The 13790-nt window shown below is 71.0% G+C and carries 14 protein-coding genes and 1 tRNA gene; 4 read left to right on the top strand and 11 right to left on the bottom strand.

The genetic code is table 11. The annotated features are described in order from the left end of the window. Positions 1-25: 25 nt before the first annotated feature. Positions 26-100 (top strand) — tRNA-Asp (locus AC07DA_RS14155). Between the two features lie 314 nt (positions 101-414). Then, complete coding sequence (locus AC07DA_RS14150) at positions 415-618, top strand: DUF6274 family protein (protein WP_479127764.1); 204 nt, start codon at positions 415-417, stop codon at positions 616-618. A 456-nt stretch (positions 619-1074) separates the two neighbouring features. Here the strand turns inward: AC07DA_RS14150 and bldC are convergent, their stop codons facing one another. Together bldC and AC07DA_RS14140 are read right to left on the bottom strand one after the other, a co-directional pair. Further along, on the bottom strand, positions 1075-1281 hold the full coding sequence (bldC, locus tag AC07DA_RS14145; RefSeq protein WP_003949541.1) for a developmental transcriptional regulator BldC: 207 nt from the start codon (positions 1279-1281) through the stop codon (positions 1075-1077). A 598-nt stretch (positions 1282-1879) separates the two neighbouring features. Then, positions 1880-2725 (bottom strand): DUF8083 family protein, encoded by an 846-nt coding sequence (locus tag AC07DA_RS14140; protein WP_479127762.1) that lies wholly within the window; start codon positions 2723-2725, stop codon positions 1880-1882. 220 nt (positions 2726-2945) lie between these two features. Here AC07DA_RS14140 and AC07DA_RS14135 point away from each other — a divergent pair, with 220 nt between their 5' ends. Next, positions 2946-4052: a Leu/Phe/Val dehydrogenase gene (locus AC07DA_RS14135; protein ID WP_479127760.1), complete on the top strand. Its 1107-nt coding sequence runs from the start codon at positions 2946-2948 to the stop codon at positions 4050-4052. A 307-nt stretch (positions 4053-4359) separates the two neighbouring features. Next, positions 4360-4605 carry a DUF3073 domain-containing protein gene (locus AC07DA_RS14130; RefSeq protein ID WP_030251636.1) on the top strand — a complete coding sequence of 82 codons (246 nt, stop codon included), beginning with the start codon at positions 4360-4362 and terminating at the stop codon, positions 4603-4605. A gap of 80 nt (positions 4606-4685) precedes the next feature. Here AC07DA_RS14130 and purM read toward each other — a convergent pair whose 3' ends face one another. The 9 genes from purM to purS all read right to left on the bottom strand — a co-directional run bounded on the left by purM (position 4686) and on the right by purS (position 13684). Next, positions 4686-5765 carry a phosphoribosylformylglycinamidine cyclo-ligase gene (gene purM / locus AC07DA_RS14125; RefSeq protein ID WP_479127757.1) on the bottom strand — a complete coding sequence of 360 codons (1080 nt, stop codon included), beginning with the start codon at positions 5763-5765 and terminating at the stop codon, positions 4686-4688. A gap of 45 nt (positions 5766-5810) precedes the next feature. Beyond that, positions 5811-7340, bottom strand: coding sequence for an amidophosphoribosyltransferase (purF, locus tag AC07DA_RS14120; protein WP_479127755.1), 1530 nt, complete (start codon positions 7338-7340; stop codon positions 5811-5813). A gap of 63 nt (positions 7341-7403) precedes the next feature. Continuing rightward, complete coding sequence (locus AC07DA_RS14115) at positions 7404-8177, bottom strand: META domain-containing protein (protein ID WP_479127753.1); 774 nt, start codon at positions 8175-8177, stop codon at positions 7404-7406. A gap of 37 nt (positions 8178-8214) precedes the next feature. After that, positions 8215-9012, bottom strand: coding sequence for a maleylpyruvate isomerase family mycothiol-dependent enzyme (locus AC07DA_RS14110; RefSeq protein WP_479127751.1), 798 nt, complete (start codon positions 9010-9012; stop codon positions 8215-8217). Positions 9013-9017: 5 nt separating this feature from the next. Next, positions 9018-9851, bottom strand: coding sequence for a M23 family metallopeptidase (locus AC07DA_RS14105; RefSeq protein WP_479127749.1), 834 nt, complete (start codon positions 9849-9851; stop codon positions 9018-9020). Positions 9852-9869: 18 nt separating this feature from the next. Next, complete coding sequence (locus AC07DA_RS14100) at positions 9870-10370, bottom strand: ArsR/SmtB family transcription factor (RefSeq protein ID WP_479127747.1); 501 nt, start codon at positions 10368-10370, stop codon at positions 9870-9872. Between the two features lie 118 nt (positions 10371-10488). Further along, positions 10489-12747: a phosphoribosylformylglycinamidine synthase subunit PurL gene (gene purL / locus AC07DA_RS14095; RefSeq protein ID WP_479127745.1), complete on the bottom strand. Its 2259-nt coding sequence runs from the start codon at positions 12745-12747 to the stop codon at positions 10489-10491. Beyond that, positions 12744-13424: a phosphoribosylformylglycinamidine synthase subunit PurQ gene (gene purQ / locus AC07DA_RS14090; RefSeq protein WP_311688296.1), complete on the bottom strand. Its 681-nt coding sequence runs from the start codon at positions 13422-13424 to the stop codon at positions 12744-12746. The genes purL and purQ overlap by 4 nt, the downstream gene beginning before the upstream one ends. After that, positions 13421-13684 carry a phosphoribosylformylglycinamidine synthase subunit PurS gene (gene purS, locus AC07DA_RS14085; protein WP_030251612.1) on the bottom strand — a complete coding sequence of 88 codons (264 nt, stop codon included), beginning with the start codon at positions 13682-13684 and terminating at the stop codon, positions 13421-13423. Before purS ends, purQ begins: the two co-directional genes overlap by 4 nt. Between the last annotated feature and the right edge of the window lie 106 nt (positions 13685-13790).

Below are 13790 nucleotides of genomic sequence, written 5' to 3'. Positions count from 1 at the left end.
AACGCAGGAAAGCGCGGCGAAACCTGGTCCTGTGGAGCAGTTTGGAGTGCTCGCCACCCTGTCAAGGTGGAGGCCGCGGGTTCAAATCCCGTCAGGACCGCATCGACGAAGAAGGCCCACACCCCACAAGGGGCGTGGGCCTTCTTCATGCCCGCGGCTCACGCCGTCGCGCCGCCCCGGCCAGGTGGAGGCCGCACCCGCGGCGCAGCCGCGATCGGACGCAGTAAATCCCGTCAGGACCGCAGCAAGAGCCCGGATCTTCGGATCCGGGCTCTTTTGCGTGTGCCCCGGCCCCCGGCCGGCAGCCGGCGCCCGTACGGCTCCGTGCGCCCCCACGCGCCGTCTTGACGCCCCCTCATCCGCTCGGTACCCCAGAACCAGGGCCGTCCCCCGTACGGCCCGTGGAGGTGGCGTATGGCGGCATCGGCCAGGCACGAGACGCGGGCCCTGCTGCGCGCGCACTTGGCGGCCGCGTCGTCCTACCGGCACCTCACCCGGCACTGCCCGATCTGCCATCACCTGCTGCGACTGGCGATGGAGTCCACGCCGCCCGCGGCCCAGGAGACCGGACCGGCCCAGGACGAGGTCGTCGAGGACGAGAGCCCCGCACCCGCGTGAGCCGGCCTCAACGCCCGTTCGCACAAAGGGAGCTGGAGCCGGAGGCTCCTCTACCGCACCGGCGGCAGCGCTAACAAGCCGCTCGGTATGTGACGGGTGTCACCGCATGAGTTTCGCGAAGTGCGGTACTTACCCGCCTCCTACAAAGGGTCAATTTAATATGTGCAATTGCACCATGTCGGAGGTGCCGCACACAGCTGATCCGACACCCCTCCCCAGACTCCGACAAGGCCGCTCACAGCAGGTCCGACGGCCCGTGCCCGGCACACAAAAAAAGATCGCGCTGGACCCGGCGGAGTCCAGCGCGACCGACGACGCACCCTGTTACATGCCCGGATGGCTCTCTCTGGCTTGGGCGTGGGGCCTGTTGGGGCAGGACCCCGCGTCGCTTGGAGCTGTGGTTCCGGACGTCACGGCCAGTTGGGGGACGGACCGTTTCGTCCGGTATTCAGTTGTTCAGGCCTCGCTGCGCTGCTGCGGGATGCCCGCGAGCAGAGCGCGGACCTCAGCCTCGCGGTAGCGCCGATGCCCGCCGAGCGTGCGGATCGACGTGAGCTTGCCGGCCTTCGCCCACCGCGTGACCGTCTTGGGGTCGACGCGGAACATGGTGGCGACCTCAGCCGGGGTCAGCAGCGGCTCGGCATCAGGGGTGCGAGCGGTCATGAGCGGCCTCCTCGGGAGAACCGAACCTTCTCGGTTCTTTCCTCTAAATTCTGCACCTTGACCCGCGTTGCCCGAAATGGCGGACGCGAGTCGAGTCGGTTATAGGACGAACGGCTTGTCCTCGGCACTACAACTACACCATCTGTCCAGCCGCGTCGGCCAAACCGATGGAATTGCCCCTCCAGGTGTCCATCAGCCACGGAAGCCGATGGACCATGCCATAGCGGACAGTCACGCCGCTGTGACGATCAGTCACAGGGCGATCAGGAGTCACCAGACCCCCCAAAGCGTGCAATGCTGAGATTCCACCCATAGTGCAGCACTACGGGACGGAAGGAGCCCTCCCCGGACTCCTTGTCCTATTTTGGCATGAGGAGGGGCAAGGGACGCAAGGGCCACGTACGTGCAGTCCGTCACGCTTGGGCTACTTGAGAGGTACGCCCGGATCGGGTCCTACGTCCCTTGTTGACGAAGTCTCAGGGAGCGCACCGCCCGCTTCAGGAACTCGGTGCGAGGACGAAACCCCAAATCGGGCGGTTCGTCAAACGTCAGTTCGTGACCTACCGCGAGCGGTCCCTACGGATCCCGAGGTCAGCGGTCAGTTCGCCGACCGCAGATCCCGCACCGAACGCCACCGCTCCACGAGCCGGGCGTACGCCTGGCCCGCGGCCGCCCCGTCGCCCCGGCGCAGCGCGGCGATGCCCTCGGCCACGTCGGCGGCCGAGTGGTCGTCCTCCAGGGTCCCGGCCGGCACGGCGTGCACCAGGCCGCCGTAGTCCAGCTCCACGAGCGAGCGCGGGTGGAACTCCTCCAGCCAGCGGCCGACGTCCACCAGGCCGTCGATCAGCGGACCCTCGTCCATGGCCTCCCGCAGCGCGCGCAGGCCCCGGGCCACGCGGCGCCGGGCCTGGACCATGGGGGTGCGGTAGCGCAGCACGGGCGGGCTGTCCACGCTGTCGCCCGTCTCGTACTCGCGCTCCTCGTCGGAGACCAGCACGAACCAGCTGATCGGGACCTGCCAGGTCGCCGTGCGGATCCACGGCCGGGCGTCCGGGTTGATCGCCAGCCAGCGCTCGTAGTCCTGGGCGGCCTGGCGGCGCAGGACGGGCGGCAGGACCGCGTCCAGGACCGGCGGCGGGAGCTCCTCCGGGAGGTCCTCCAGGGCCAGCCAGCCGCGCAGCCGGGTGCGCCAGGGGCAGACGCAGACGACCCCGTCCACGTCGAGCACGAAGGCGTCCTCGCTCTCGTGCACCGGCACCAGGACCGGCGGGGTGGGCGCCAAGTCGGCCAGCGCGCGGCGCAGTTCGTCCTGGTACGAGGGGCGGTCCGGCCGGCGGGCGTAGCGGGCCCAGTGGCCGCGCTCCGGCTCGGGGAAGGCGGCCAGCGGCTCGTACACGCGCAAGTAGGTCGCGTACGGGACGATCACCGAGGTCACCTTGGGCACGCCTGCTCCCTCCCCCGCGCACCGCCGCGAAAACCTGTCGGACCGTCGCGGTCGCACGGGAAATCCATGCAAATCGTCGCACGGGTGTACTCCGGTCGGAGGTGATCCTGAGCACCGTGCGGCCGACGGGCCCACCAGGCTCTAATCTCGTGCTCAACAGTCCCCGCCACCCGCACGGGGCCTGTCTCCACCCGCCGCAACTTACTCAGGAGTCACCACCGTGACCGACGTAACCGGCGCACCTGCTGATGTCCTGCACACCCTGTTCCACTCGGACCAGGGGGGCCATGAGCAAGTCGTGCTCTGCCAGGACCGCGCGAGCGGCCTCAAGGCCGTGATCGCCCTCCACTCCACCGCCCTGGGCCCCGCGCTCGGCGGTACGCGCTTCTACCCCTACGCGAACGAGGCCGAGGCCGTCGCGGACGCGCTGAACCTCGCCCGCGGCATGTCGTACAAGAACGCCATGGCCGGTCTCGACCACGGCGGCGGCAAGGCCGTGATCATCGGCGACCCGGAGCGGATCAAGACCGAGGAGCTGCTGCTGGCCTACGGCCGGTTCGTGGCCTCGCTCGGCGGCCGGTACGTCACCGCCTGCGACGTCGGCACGTACGTGGCCGACATGGACGTCATCGCCCGGGAGTGCCGCTGGACCACCGGCCGCTCCCCGGAGCAGGGCGGCGCCGGGGACTCCTCCGTGCTCACCGCCTACGGCGTCTACCAGGGCATGCGCGCCTCCGCGCAGCACCTGTGGGGCGACCCCACCCTGCGCGGCCGCAAGGTCGGCGTCGCCGGTGTCGGCAAGGTCGGCCACCACCTGGTCGAGCACCTGCGGGCCGAGGGCGCCGAGGTCGTCATCACCGACGTGCGCGAGGACGCCGTGGGGCGGATCCTCGCCGCGCACCCCGAGGGCGTCACGGCCGTCGCCGACACCGCGGCCCTGATCCGCGTCGAGGGCCTGGACATCTACGCCCCGTGCGCGCTCGGCGGCGCGCTCGACGACGACACGGTCCCGGCGCTCACCGCCAAGGTGGTCTGCGGCGCCGCCAACAACCAGCTCGCCCACCCGGGCGTGGAGAAGGACCTCGCCGACCGCGGGATCCTCTACGCGCCCGACTACGTGGTGAACGCCGGCGGCGTCATCCAGGTGGCCGACGAACTGCACGGATTCGACTTCGAGCGGTGCAAGGCGAAGGCGGCCGGGATCTACGACACCACGCTGGCCATATTCGCACGTGCGAAGGAAGACGGTATTCCGCCGGCCGCCGCGGCCGACCGGATCGCCGAGCAGCGGATGGCCGACGCGGCGGCGGCGCGCCGGGCCCGCTGACCCGGTCGGGGACACCGCGAGTCGCACGTTTGGCCGGTACCCGCCGGTGGGCAGTTAGAGAGAACTCTCACTTCCACCGGCGGGTCGACCGCCGACAAGTGGTTAAAATCGCGGTTGACCAGCGAGGACGGGGCGCCTCGAAGGTCCTGGGCGCGGGCACGTCATGCGGGCGACGTACCGTATGGGCGCGGGCTCAGGTACCGTGGAAGCCCTACGGACCGGTCTCTCCGCGGAGAGTCCGTGCCGGACCATGAACGCGTGTCAAGACTCTGGGGCCGTCGAGCCCCGTCGTTGAGGGGGTCGAGCCATGGGGCGCGGCCGGGCCAAGGCCAAGCAGACGAAGGTCGCCCGCCAGCTGAAGTACAACAGCGGTGGGACTGACCTCTCACGCCTGGCCGAGGAGCTGGGTGCATCGCCTTCGAATCCGCAGCCGCCTAACGGCGAGCCGTTCGAAGACGATGAGGACGACGACCTGTACGCACGGTACGCCGACCTCTACGAGGACGACGACGACGAGGACGACCAGTCCTCGCAGCATCGTCGCGGCGCTTGACCTTGCACTGAGCAGCAACCCGGTCGGTGACTCCGGTCACCGACCGGGTTCTGTGCTGCGTGCGAGGTGACGAACGTGTCTCAGCTCGCGTAGTCACCGATCAGGGCGGCACCCGTGGGGTGCTCGCCCCGTTCCGTGATCTCGCCTGCGACCCAGGCGTCCACACCGCGGTCGGCGAGGGTCGCCAGGGCCACCTCGGTGGACTCCTGGGGCACGATCGCGATCATGCCCACGCCCATGTTCAGGGTCTTCTCGAGCTCCAGGCGCTCGACGCTGCCCGTCCGGCCGACCAGGTCGAAGATCGGGGCGGGGGCCCAGGTGGAGCGGTCGACGATCGCGTGCAGCTCGTCGGGGATGACCCGGGCGAGGTTGGCCGCGAGTCCGCCGCCGGTGACGTGGCTGAAGGCGTGCACCTCGGTGGTGCGCATCAGGGCCAGGCAGTCCAGCGAGTAGATCTTCGTCGGCTCCAGCAGCTCCTCGCCGAGGGTGCGGCCGAGCTCCTCGATGTGCGCGTCCAGCGGGAGGCCGGCCTGGTTCAGCAGGACGTGCCGCACCAGGGAGTACCCGTTCGAGTGAAGACCGGAGGACGCCATGGCGATCACCGCGTCACCCGTACGGATGCGATCCGCGCCGAGCAGCCGGTCGGCCTCCACGACGCCCGTGCCGGCGCCGGCGACGTCGAAGTCGTCCTCGCCCAGCAGGCCCGGGTGCTCGGCCGTCTCGCCGCCGACCAGGGCGCAGCCGGCCAGCACACAGCCCTCGGCGATGCCCTTGACGATGGCGGCGACGCGCTCGGGGTGGACCTTGCCGACGCAGATGTAGTCGGTCATGAACAGCGGCTCGGCACCGCAGACCACGATGTCGTCCATGACCATCGCGACCAGGTCGTGGCCGATCGTGTCGTAGATGCCCAGCTGCCGGGCGATGTCGACCTTGGTGCCGACGCCGTCGGTGGCGGAGGCGAGCAAGGGGCGCTCGTAGTTCTTCAGGGCGGACGCGTCGAAGAGACCGGCGAAGCCGCCGAGGCCGCCGAGGACCTCGGGGCGCTGGGCCTTCTTCACCCACTCCTTCATCAGTTCGACGGCGCGGTCGCCGGCTTCGATGTCGACGCCCGCGGCTGCGTAGCTGGCGCCGCCCTCGGCAATGGGTTTCTCGGACATGGCTAAAGAGAACCTTCGTGTCGTACGGCGGGGATGACGGGCCGTCTAGGGACGGCGGATCGCGTCGGCGGCGGCCGTGGCGGCCGGGCCGGCGGCCAGCTCCGTCTCCAGCAGCTGCTTGCCGAGCAGCTCGGGGTCCGGGAGCTCCATCGGGTACTCGCCGTCGAAGCAGGCGCGGCACAGGTTCGGCTTGGCGATGGTGGTCGCCTCGATCATGCCGTCGATGGAGATGTAGGCCAGGGAGTCGGCGCCCAGGGAGGTGCCGATCTCGTCGATCGTCATGCCGTTGGCGATGAGCTCGGCGCGGGTGGCGAAGTCGATGCCGAAGAAGCAGGGCCACTTCACGGGCGGCGAGGAGATCCGGATGTGGACCTCGGCGGCGCCCGCCTCCCGGAGCATGCGGACCAGGGCGCGCTGGGTGTTGCCGCGCACGATCGAGTCGTCGACGACGACCAGGCGCTTGCCCTTGATGACTTCCTTCAGCGGGTTCAGCTTCAGGCGGATGCCCAGCTGGCGGATGGTCTGCGAGGGCTGGATGAAGGTCCGGCCCACGTAGGCGTTCTTCACCAGGCCGGCGCCGAACGGGATGCCGGAGGCCTCCGCGTAGCCGATGGCGGCGGGGGTGCCGGACTCCGGGGTCGCTATGACCAGGTCGGCCTCGACCGGGGCCTCCTTCGCCAGACGGCGGCCCATCTCCACGCGGGAGAGGTACACGTTCCGGCCGGCGATGTCGGTGTCCGGGCGGGCCAGGTAGACGTACTCGAAGACGCAGCCCTTGGGCTTCGCTTCCGCGAATCGGGAGGTGCGCAGGCCGTTCTCGTCGATGGCGACGAACTCGCCCGGCTCGATCTCGCGGACGTAGGAGGCGCCGCAGATGTCCAGGGCGGCGGACTCGGAGGCGACGACCCAGCCGCGCTCCAGCCGGCCGAGGACCAGCGGGCGGATGCCCTGGGGGTCGCGGGCCGCGTACAGGGTGTGCTCGTCCATGAAGACGAGGGAGAAGGCGCCCCGGACCTGCGGGAGGACGCTGTGGGCGGCCTCCTCGATGGTCAGCGGCTTGCCGTCCTCGTCCGTCTGGGCCGCGAGGAGCGCGGTGAGCAGGTCGGTGTCGTTGGTCGCCGCGACGCGCGGGGTGCGGCCGCCCTCCTGCTTGGGGAGGTCGGCGACCATCTCGGCGAGCTGGGCGGTGTTGACGAGGTTGCCGTTGTGGCCGAGCGCGATGGAGCCGTGCCCGGTGGCACGGAACGTCGGCTGGGCGTTCTCCCAGACGGAGGCGCCGGTGGTCGAGTAGCGGGCGTGTCCGACCGCGATGTGACCCTGGAGCGAACCGAGGGAGGTCTCGTCGAAGACCTGGGAGACCAGGCCCATGTCCTTGAAGACGAGGATCTGCGAGCCGTTGCTGACCGCGATTCCCGCGGATTCCTGGCCTCGATGCTGGAGGGCGTAGAGCCCGAAGTACGTGAGCTTGGCGACCTCTTCGCCCGGAGCCCAGACACCGAAGACGCCACAAGCGTCCTGGGGGCCCTTCTCGCCGGGGAGCAGGTCGTGGTTGAGTCGTCCGTCACCACGTGGCACGCCACCGAGTGTAGGCGAGGTCGACCGTTGGTCCGAATTGGGGATACCGGACTTTCCGGTGGATCACCGCGCGGCGACAGCTCGCACACGCGTACCGTTTTCGCTGGTCAGCGTCAGGGTTTGATGATCGACTCCGTACTTCAGCTTCCCGTCGAAAAGTCGCAGCAGGGTCTTCTCGTCGGCCATGAGTGAGTCTTCGCACATCATTCGGGTCGTGGCCGGGGGGCCGAGGGTGATATGGCCGTCGCGGACGGTGGCCCTGGCGTTGACCTTGTTGCAGCCGAGGCTGCCGGCGACGGTGCCGTTCCTCTCGTCGAACGTGAGGTGGGCCCGGCCGTCGGCCCGGGGGCTGGTGACGGTCCACTTGGTGCCGCTGAGCCGGGCGTCCTTCGCCTCGGTCAGGCGGACGGTCTCGCCCCGGTCGGTGGTGAGGGTGAGGCGGTCGCCGTCCACCTCGGCCTGGAACTCGTGGCCGGAGAGCGTGCGCGCGAGGGTCTCCTCGAACGCCATGGGCGTGCCCTCGCAGGCCATCTCCGTGGCCATGGTCCTGCCGAGCCGGACGCGGTCGCCGTCGACGGTGGCGTCGGCGCCGAAGGTGTTGCAGCCGAGGCTGCCCTCGGCGCGGCCCTTGTCGATGGTCACGTGGGCGCCGGCGGGGGCCTGGTGGGTCTTCCCGTCCGCGGTGACGCTGTCCACGCTCCACCGCACGCCGGTGACCGGCCGCTCGGCACCGGCGGAGCCGCTGCCGCCGTCCGCCTTCTCGCTGCCGCAGGCCGCCAGGAGCGGGACGAGCATGGCGGCGGCCGTCAGGGTCATGCGCTGCTTCTGCCTGTCCATGCCCCTTCGACGGGCCACCCGGGGGGATCGGTTCCCCTTACGTCATCAGGGGCAGGTGGGCCGACAGGTCCGCCCGCTCTCCGCTCGCGCTGACCTCGGCGTCCCGCAGCGCCTGTGCCCAGGTCAGCCGCCCGGTCGCCAGCCGGACCCAGGTCAGCGGGTCCGTCTCGACGACGTTGGGCGGGGTGCCGCGGGTGTGCCGCGGCCCCTCCACGCACTGCACCACCGCGTACGGCGGCACCCGCACCTCGGTCGAGCCGCCGGGTGCCTTCACGGCGAGCGCGTCGGCGAGCAGGCGGGTGCAGGCGGCCAGGGCCTGGCGGTCGTGGGGGACGTCCAGGCCGGGGACGGCGGCGTTGAGGTCGTCGGTGTGGACGACGAGTTCGACGGTGCGGGTGACGACGTAGTCGGCCAGCGGCAGGGCTCCGGCGCTGGTCGGGAGGAGCCGGCCCGCCGGGTGCGCGTCCAGGTTCGCGGTGAAGCGGCGCTCGGCGTCGGTGAGGTGGGCGTCGAGGTCCGGGTGCTCCTCGGCCAGGCGGCGGGCGGTGCCGGCGATGGCGGGGGCGTCGGCCGCGACGGCGAACGGCCAGTCGAGCAGCCGGCCGGTCTGCCGGACGGGCTCGGGCTCCGCGAGCAGCCGGTCCACGGCGTCCAGGGCCATGGCGCAGTGCGCGGCCAGATCGCGCACGGTCCAGTCGCCGAGCCGCGTGGGCAGGGCGAGCTGCTCGGGCGTGAGCCCGGCGACGGCGGTCCGGACGTGCCCGAACTGGGCGAGCACGGCCGCCCGGGTCTTGGCGGGGTCGTAGCTGCGGGGGCGTTTCCTGGCCGGGGGCATGGGGGTCAGCCTAGGGCGGGGGTCGCGGCGGGCGCTTCGAAGGTCTCGCCGTTGCGCGGGACGCCGATCCCGCGCCAGGTGAAGGGGACACCGCGGGCGGCGTCCGGGTCGGGGGCGTCCATCAGCTGGAAGTGCAGGTGGGGTTCGGAGGAGTTGCCGGAGTTGCCGCAGCGGGCGATCGGCTGCCCGGCCCGCACGCGCTCGCCCTCGCGGACGGTGAGGCCGCCGCGCCGGAGGTGGGCGTAGGCGGCGTAGGTGCCGTCGCCGAGGTCGAGGACGACGTGGTTGCCGAGGAGGCGCCGGGTGCCGGCCAGCTCGCGCACCGAGCCCTCGGCCAGCAGCAGGTACAGCAGCCCGGGCAGCGAGGTGCGGCTGAGGTGGTCGCGCTGTCCGTCCGAGGCCCGTACGACCGTGGCGTCGGCGACCGCGAGGACCGGGGCGCCGAAGGCGGGGAAGTCCCGGGGGCGGCGGGCGAGCGGCCACAGCCGGTGGAAGGCGGGGCGGGCTCCCGGCGCGGGCTCGGCCACGATGTCGATGGCGTAGGTCTGGCCGTGGGCGTGGACGCCGTGGCTCGGGGTGCGGTCGGCCGGGCTGTTCAGCGCGGACCAGCGGCCGGTGACGGGCGGGGCGACCTCGACGGGCTCGCGGGCCACCCGCGGGCTGTCCGGCGCGCCGCCCCACCGGTTGGTGACGGTGACGACGGCGTACGCGAGCGCCAGGGGGAGCAGGTTCCACACGGCGGGATGGCTCCAGTCCAGGCACACGTGCGCGATCACCAGGGCGATGAAGAGCAGCTGGAGACCCCGGAAGGCGACCATGCCGAGCTTGCGTACGGGCATCCTGTTCCCCCTGTTCGTCTACGGGCGGGTCGTCGCCAGCGCCACCAGCAGCGGGACGACCCGGGCCGGCGGCACCTCGTAGCGGCCCCGGCCGGTCGTGTGCAGCCAGCCCGTGGCGGTGAGCCGGCTCAGGTGGTGGTAGATCTGGCCGGTCGTGCCGACCTCGTCCAGCTCGGCGAGTTCCGCGGCGGTGCGGCGGCCGCCGACGATCTCGCGCAGCAGCCGGAGCCGGACGGGGTGGCCGAGCGCCGCGAAGGACTCGGCGGCCGCGGTCCCGTCGGATTCCAGGAGGTCCTCGGTGAGGGCCGTCATCTGCCAGGCGTACTCCTCGCCGGTCGGCAGCCGCACCGAGCCGGTGTAGAGGACGCCTCCGTCGGCCACGCCCGCGCCGGAGAGCTGTTCCTTGAGCCCGTTCAGGGCCCAGAAGTCGCCGCCGTCGATGCGGGGGCCGCTGCGCCGGTCGCCTTCCAGGGCCGCGAGGCGGCGTTCGAGGTCGGCGACGCGTTGTTCCAGATCCACGTCTTCGAGATTACGGAATTACGTAATATCGTGCAAGACCCTTCGGCGGAGGTGGCGTTCCGGGCACGGCGAAGCCCCCGTCCGGACGGACCGGACGGGGGCTTCGCAGCTCGGTCGCCTACGCCAGCAGGGCCGGGATCGTGCCCTCGTGCGCCTCGCGCAGCTCGGCCAGGGTGAGCGTGAACTCGCCCTGCACGTCGACCGTGTCACCGTCGACGACACCGATGCGGGTGGCCGGCAGGCCCCGGGCGCCGCACATGTCGGTGAAGCGCAGCTCCTCGGAGCGCGGTACGGCCACGACCGCGCGGCCCGCCGACTCGGAGAACAGGAAGGTGAAGGCTTCCAGGCCGTCCGGGACGATCAGGCGCGCGCCCTTGTCCCCGAGCAGCGCCGACTCGACCACGGCCTGGATCAGACCGCCGTCGGACAGGTCGTGCGCGGAGTCGATCATGCCGTCGCGGGAGGCGGAGATCAGGATCTCGGCCAGCAGGCGCTCGCGCTCCAGGTCGACCTTCGGGGGCAGTCCGCCGAGGTGGTCGTGGATCACCTGCGACCAGGCCGAGCCGCCGAACTCCTCGTGCGTGTCGCCGAGGAGGTAGAGCAGCTGGCCCTCCTCCTGGAAGGCGACCGGGGTGCGGCGGGCCACGTCGTCGATGACGCCCAGCACCGCGACCACCGGGGTCGGGTGGATGGCCGCCTCGCCCGTCTGGTTGTAGAGGGAGACGTTGCCGCCGGTCACCGGGGTGCCGAGCTGCCGGCAGGCGTCCGCCAGACCGCGCACGGCCTCCGCGAACTGCCACATCACCGCCGGGTCCTCGGGCGAGCCGAAGTTCAGGCAGTCGGAGACGGCGAGCGGCTTGGCGCCGGTGGTGGCGACGTTGCGGTACGCCTCCGCCAGGGCCAGCTGGGCGCCGTGGTACGGGTCGAGCTTGGCGTACCGGCCGTTGCCGTCGGTGGCGATGGCCACGCCGAGGCCCGTCTCCTCGTCGATCCGGATCATGCCGGAGTCCTCGGGCTGGGCGAGGACGGTGTTGCCCTGCACGAAGTGGTCGTACTGGCTGGTGATCCAGGACTTGGAGGCCTGGTTCGGGGAGGAGACCAGCTTCAGGACCTGGTCCTTCAGCTCCTCGGAGGTCTCCGGGCGCGGCAGCTTGTTCGCGTCGTCCGCCTGCAGGGCGTCCTGCCAGTCGGGGCGGGCGTAGGGGCGCTCGTAGACCGGGCCCTCGTGGGCGACCGTGCGCGGGTCGACGTCGACGATCTTGCCGCCGTGCCAGTAGATCTCCAGGCGGTCGCCGTCGGTCACCTCACCGATGACGGTGGCGATGACGTCCCACTTCGCGCAGATCTCCAGGAAGCGGTCGACCTTCTCCGGCTCGACGACCGCGCACATCCGCTCCTGCGACTCGCTCATGAGGATCTCCTCGGGCGAGAGCGTGGAGTCGCGCAGCGGGACGTCGTCCAGGGTGACGCGCATGCCGCCGGAGCCGTTCGAGGCGAGCTCGGAGGTGGCGCAGGACAGCCCGGCCGCGCCGAGGTCCTGGATGCCGACGACCAGCTTCTCCTTGAAGGCCTCCAGGGTGCACTCGATGAGGAGCTTCTCCTGGAAGGGGTCGCCGACCTGCACGGCGGGGCGCTTGGAGGGCTTGGCGTCGTCGAAGGTCTCGGAGGCCAGGATGGAGGCGCCGCCGATGCCGTCACCGCCGGTCCGGGCCCCGTACAGGATGACCTTGTTGCCGGCGCCGGAGGCCTTGGCGAGGTGGATGTCCTCGTGCCGCATCACGCCGATGGCACCGGCGTTGACCAGCGGGTTGCCCTGGTAGCAGGCGTCGAAGACGACCTCGCCGCCGATGTTGGGCAGGCCCAGGCAGTTGCCGTAGCCGCCGATGCCCGCGACCACGCCCGGCAGGACGCGCTTGGTGTCGGGGTGGTCGGCGGCGCCGAAGCGCAGCGGGTCCACGACCGCGACCGGGCGGGCGCCCATGGCGATGATGTCGCGGACGATGCCGCCGACACCGGTGGCCGCGCCCTGGTAGGGCTCGACGTACGACGGGTGGTTGTGCGACTCGACCTTGAAGGTGACCGCGTAGCCCTGGCCGACGTCCACCACACCGGCGTTCTCGCCGATGCCGACGAGCATGGCGTCGCTCTCCGGTGCCTTCTCGCCGAACTGGCGCAGGTGCACCTTGGAGGACTTGTACGAGCAGTGCTCGGACCACATGACCGAGTACATGGCGAGCTCGGCCCCGGTGGGCCGGCGGCCGAGGATCTCGACCACGCGCTCGTACTCGTCCTTCTTCAGGCCCAGTTCGGCCCAGGGCAGCTCGACGTCGGGGGTCGCGGCCGCGTGCTCGACCGTGTCCAGAGGCGTCCGGCTCATGCGTTGACCAGCTTCTTGAGGATCGAGGTGAAGAACGGGAGGCCGTCGGTGCGGCCGGTGCCGATCAGCGGCTCGACGGCGTGCTCGGGGTGCGGCATGAGGCCGACCACGTTGCCGGCCTCGTTGGTGACACCGGCGATGTCCCGCTGCGAGCCGTTGGGGTTGAAGTCCAGGTAGCGGAAGGCGACGCGGCCCTCGGCCTCCAGCTGGTCGAGCGTGTACGCGTCGGCGACGTACTGCCCGTCGTTGTTCTTCAGCGGGATGTGGATCTCCTGGCCGGCCGTGTAGTCGGTGGTCCAGGCGGTCTCGGCGTTCTCCACCCGCAGCTTCTGGTCGCGGCAGATGAAGTGCAGGTGGTCGTTGCGCAGCATCGTGCCGGGCAGCAGGTGCGCCTCGGTGAGGATCTGGAAGCCGTTGCAGATGCCGAGGACCGGCAGACCGGCCTTCGCCTGCTCCAGCAGGGGCTCCATCACCGGCGAGAAACGGGCGATGGCGCCGGCGCGCAGATAGTCGCCGTAGGAGAAACCGCCGCACAGCACCACGGCGTCGACCTGCTTGAGGTCCTTGTCCTTGTGCCAGAGGGCGACGGGCTCGGCGCCCGCGAGACGGATCGCACGCTGCGTGTCCCGGTCGTCGAGCGAGCCCGGGAAAGTGACGACGCCGATACGAGCGGTCACTTCACGGCCTCCGCGACTTCCTCGACCCGGACCGTGAAGTCCTCGATCACGGTGTTCGCGAGGAAGGACTCCGCAAGATCGTGAATGCGGGCGAGGGCGGCCTCGTCGACCGGCCCGTCAACTTCCAGTTCGAAACGCTTTCCCTGGCGGACGTCCGAGATCCCGTCGAAACCCAGCCGCGGCAGTGCGCGCTGCACCGCCTGGCCCTGGGGGTCGAGGATCTCCGGCTTGAGCATGACGTCGACTACGACGCGTGCCACTGGCACTCCCGGTGTGTGGTGCTGAGCAGGTTCCTTCAGACTACCCGCACAAAATTTCTACGCGCGTCGACTTGGAGGAAGCTACGTGACCGGCATCACGATCCGG

The organism is Streptomyces sp. NPDC044921 (genome assembly GCF_056432865.1).
The sequence above is the reverse complement of the archived record's forward strand: the minus strand, read 5'-3'. Positions and strand labels throughout refer to the sequence as shown.

Excerpts from the sequence above, each read along its gene's own strand:
- bldC (WP_003949541.1), bottom strand. The coding sequence starts at position 1,281 with ATGACCGCTCGCACCCCTGATGCCGAGCCGCTGCTGACCCCGGCTGAG.
- purL (WP_479127745.1), bottom strand. The coding sequence starts at position 12,747 with ATGAGCCGGACGCCTCTGGACACGGTCGAGCACGCGGCCGCGACCCCC.
- AC07DA_RS14105 (WP_479127749.1), bottom strand. The coding sequence starts at position 9,851 with ATGCCCGTACGCAAGCTCGGCATGGTCGCCTTCCGGGGTCTCCAGCTG.
- AC07DA_RS14110 (WP_479127751.1), bottom strand. The coding sequence starts at position 9,012 with ATGCCCCCGGCCAGGAAACGCCCCCGCAGCTACGACCCCGCCAAGACC.
- AC07DA_RS14115 (WP_479127753.1), bottom strand. The coding sequence starts at position 8,177 with ATGGACAGGCAGAAGCAGCGCATGACCCTGACGGCCGCCGCCATGCTC.
- AC07DA_RS14130 (WP_030251636.1), top strand. The coding sequence starts at position 4,360 with ATGGGGCGCGGCCGGGCCAAGGCCAAGCAGACGAAGGTCGCCCGCCAG.
- purM (WP_479127757.1), bottom strand. The coding sequence starts at position 5,765 with ATGTCCGAGAAACCCATTGCCGAGGGCGGCGCCAGCTACGCAGCCGCG.
- AC07DA_RS14150 (WP_479127764.1), top strand. The coding sequence starts at position 415 with ATGGCGGCATCGGCCAGGCACGAGACGCGGGCCCTGCTGCGCGCGCAC.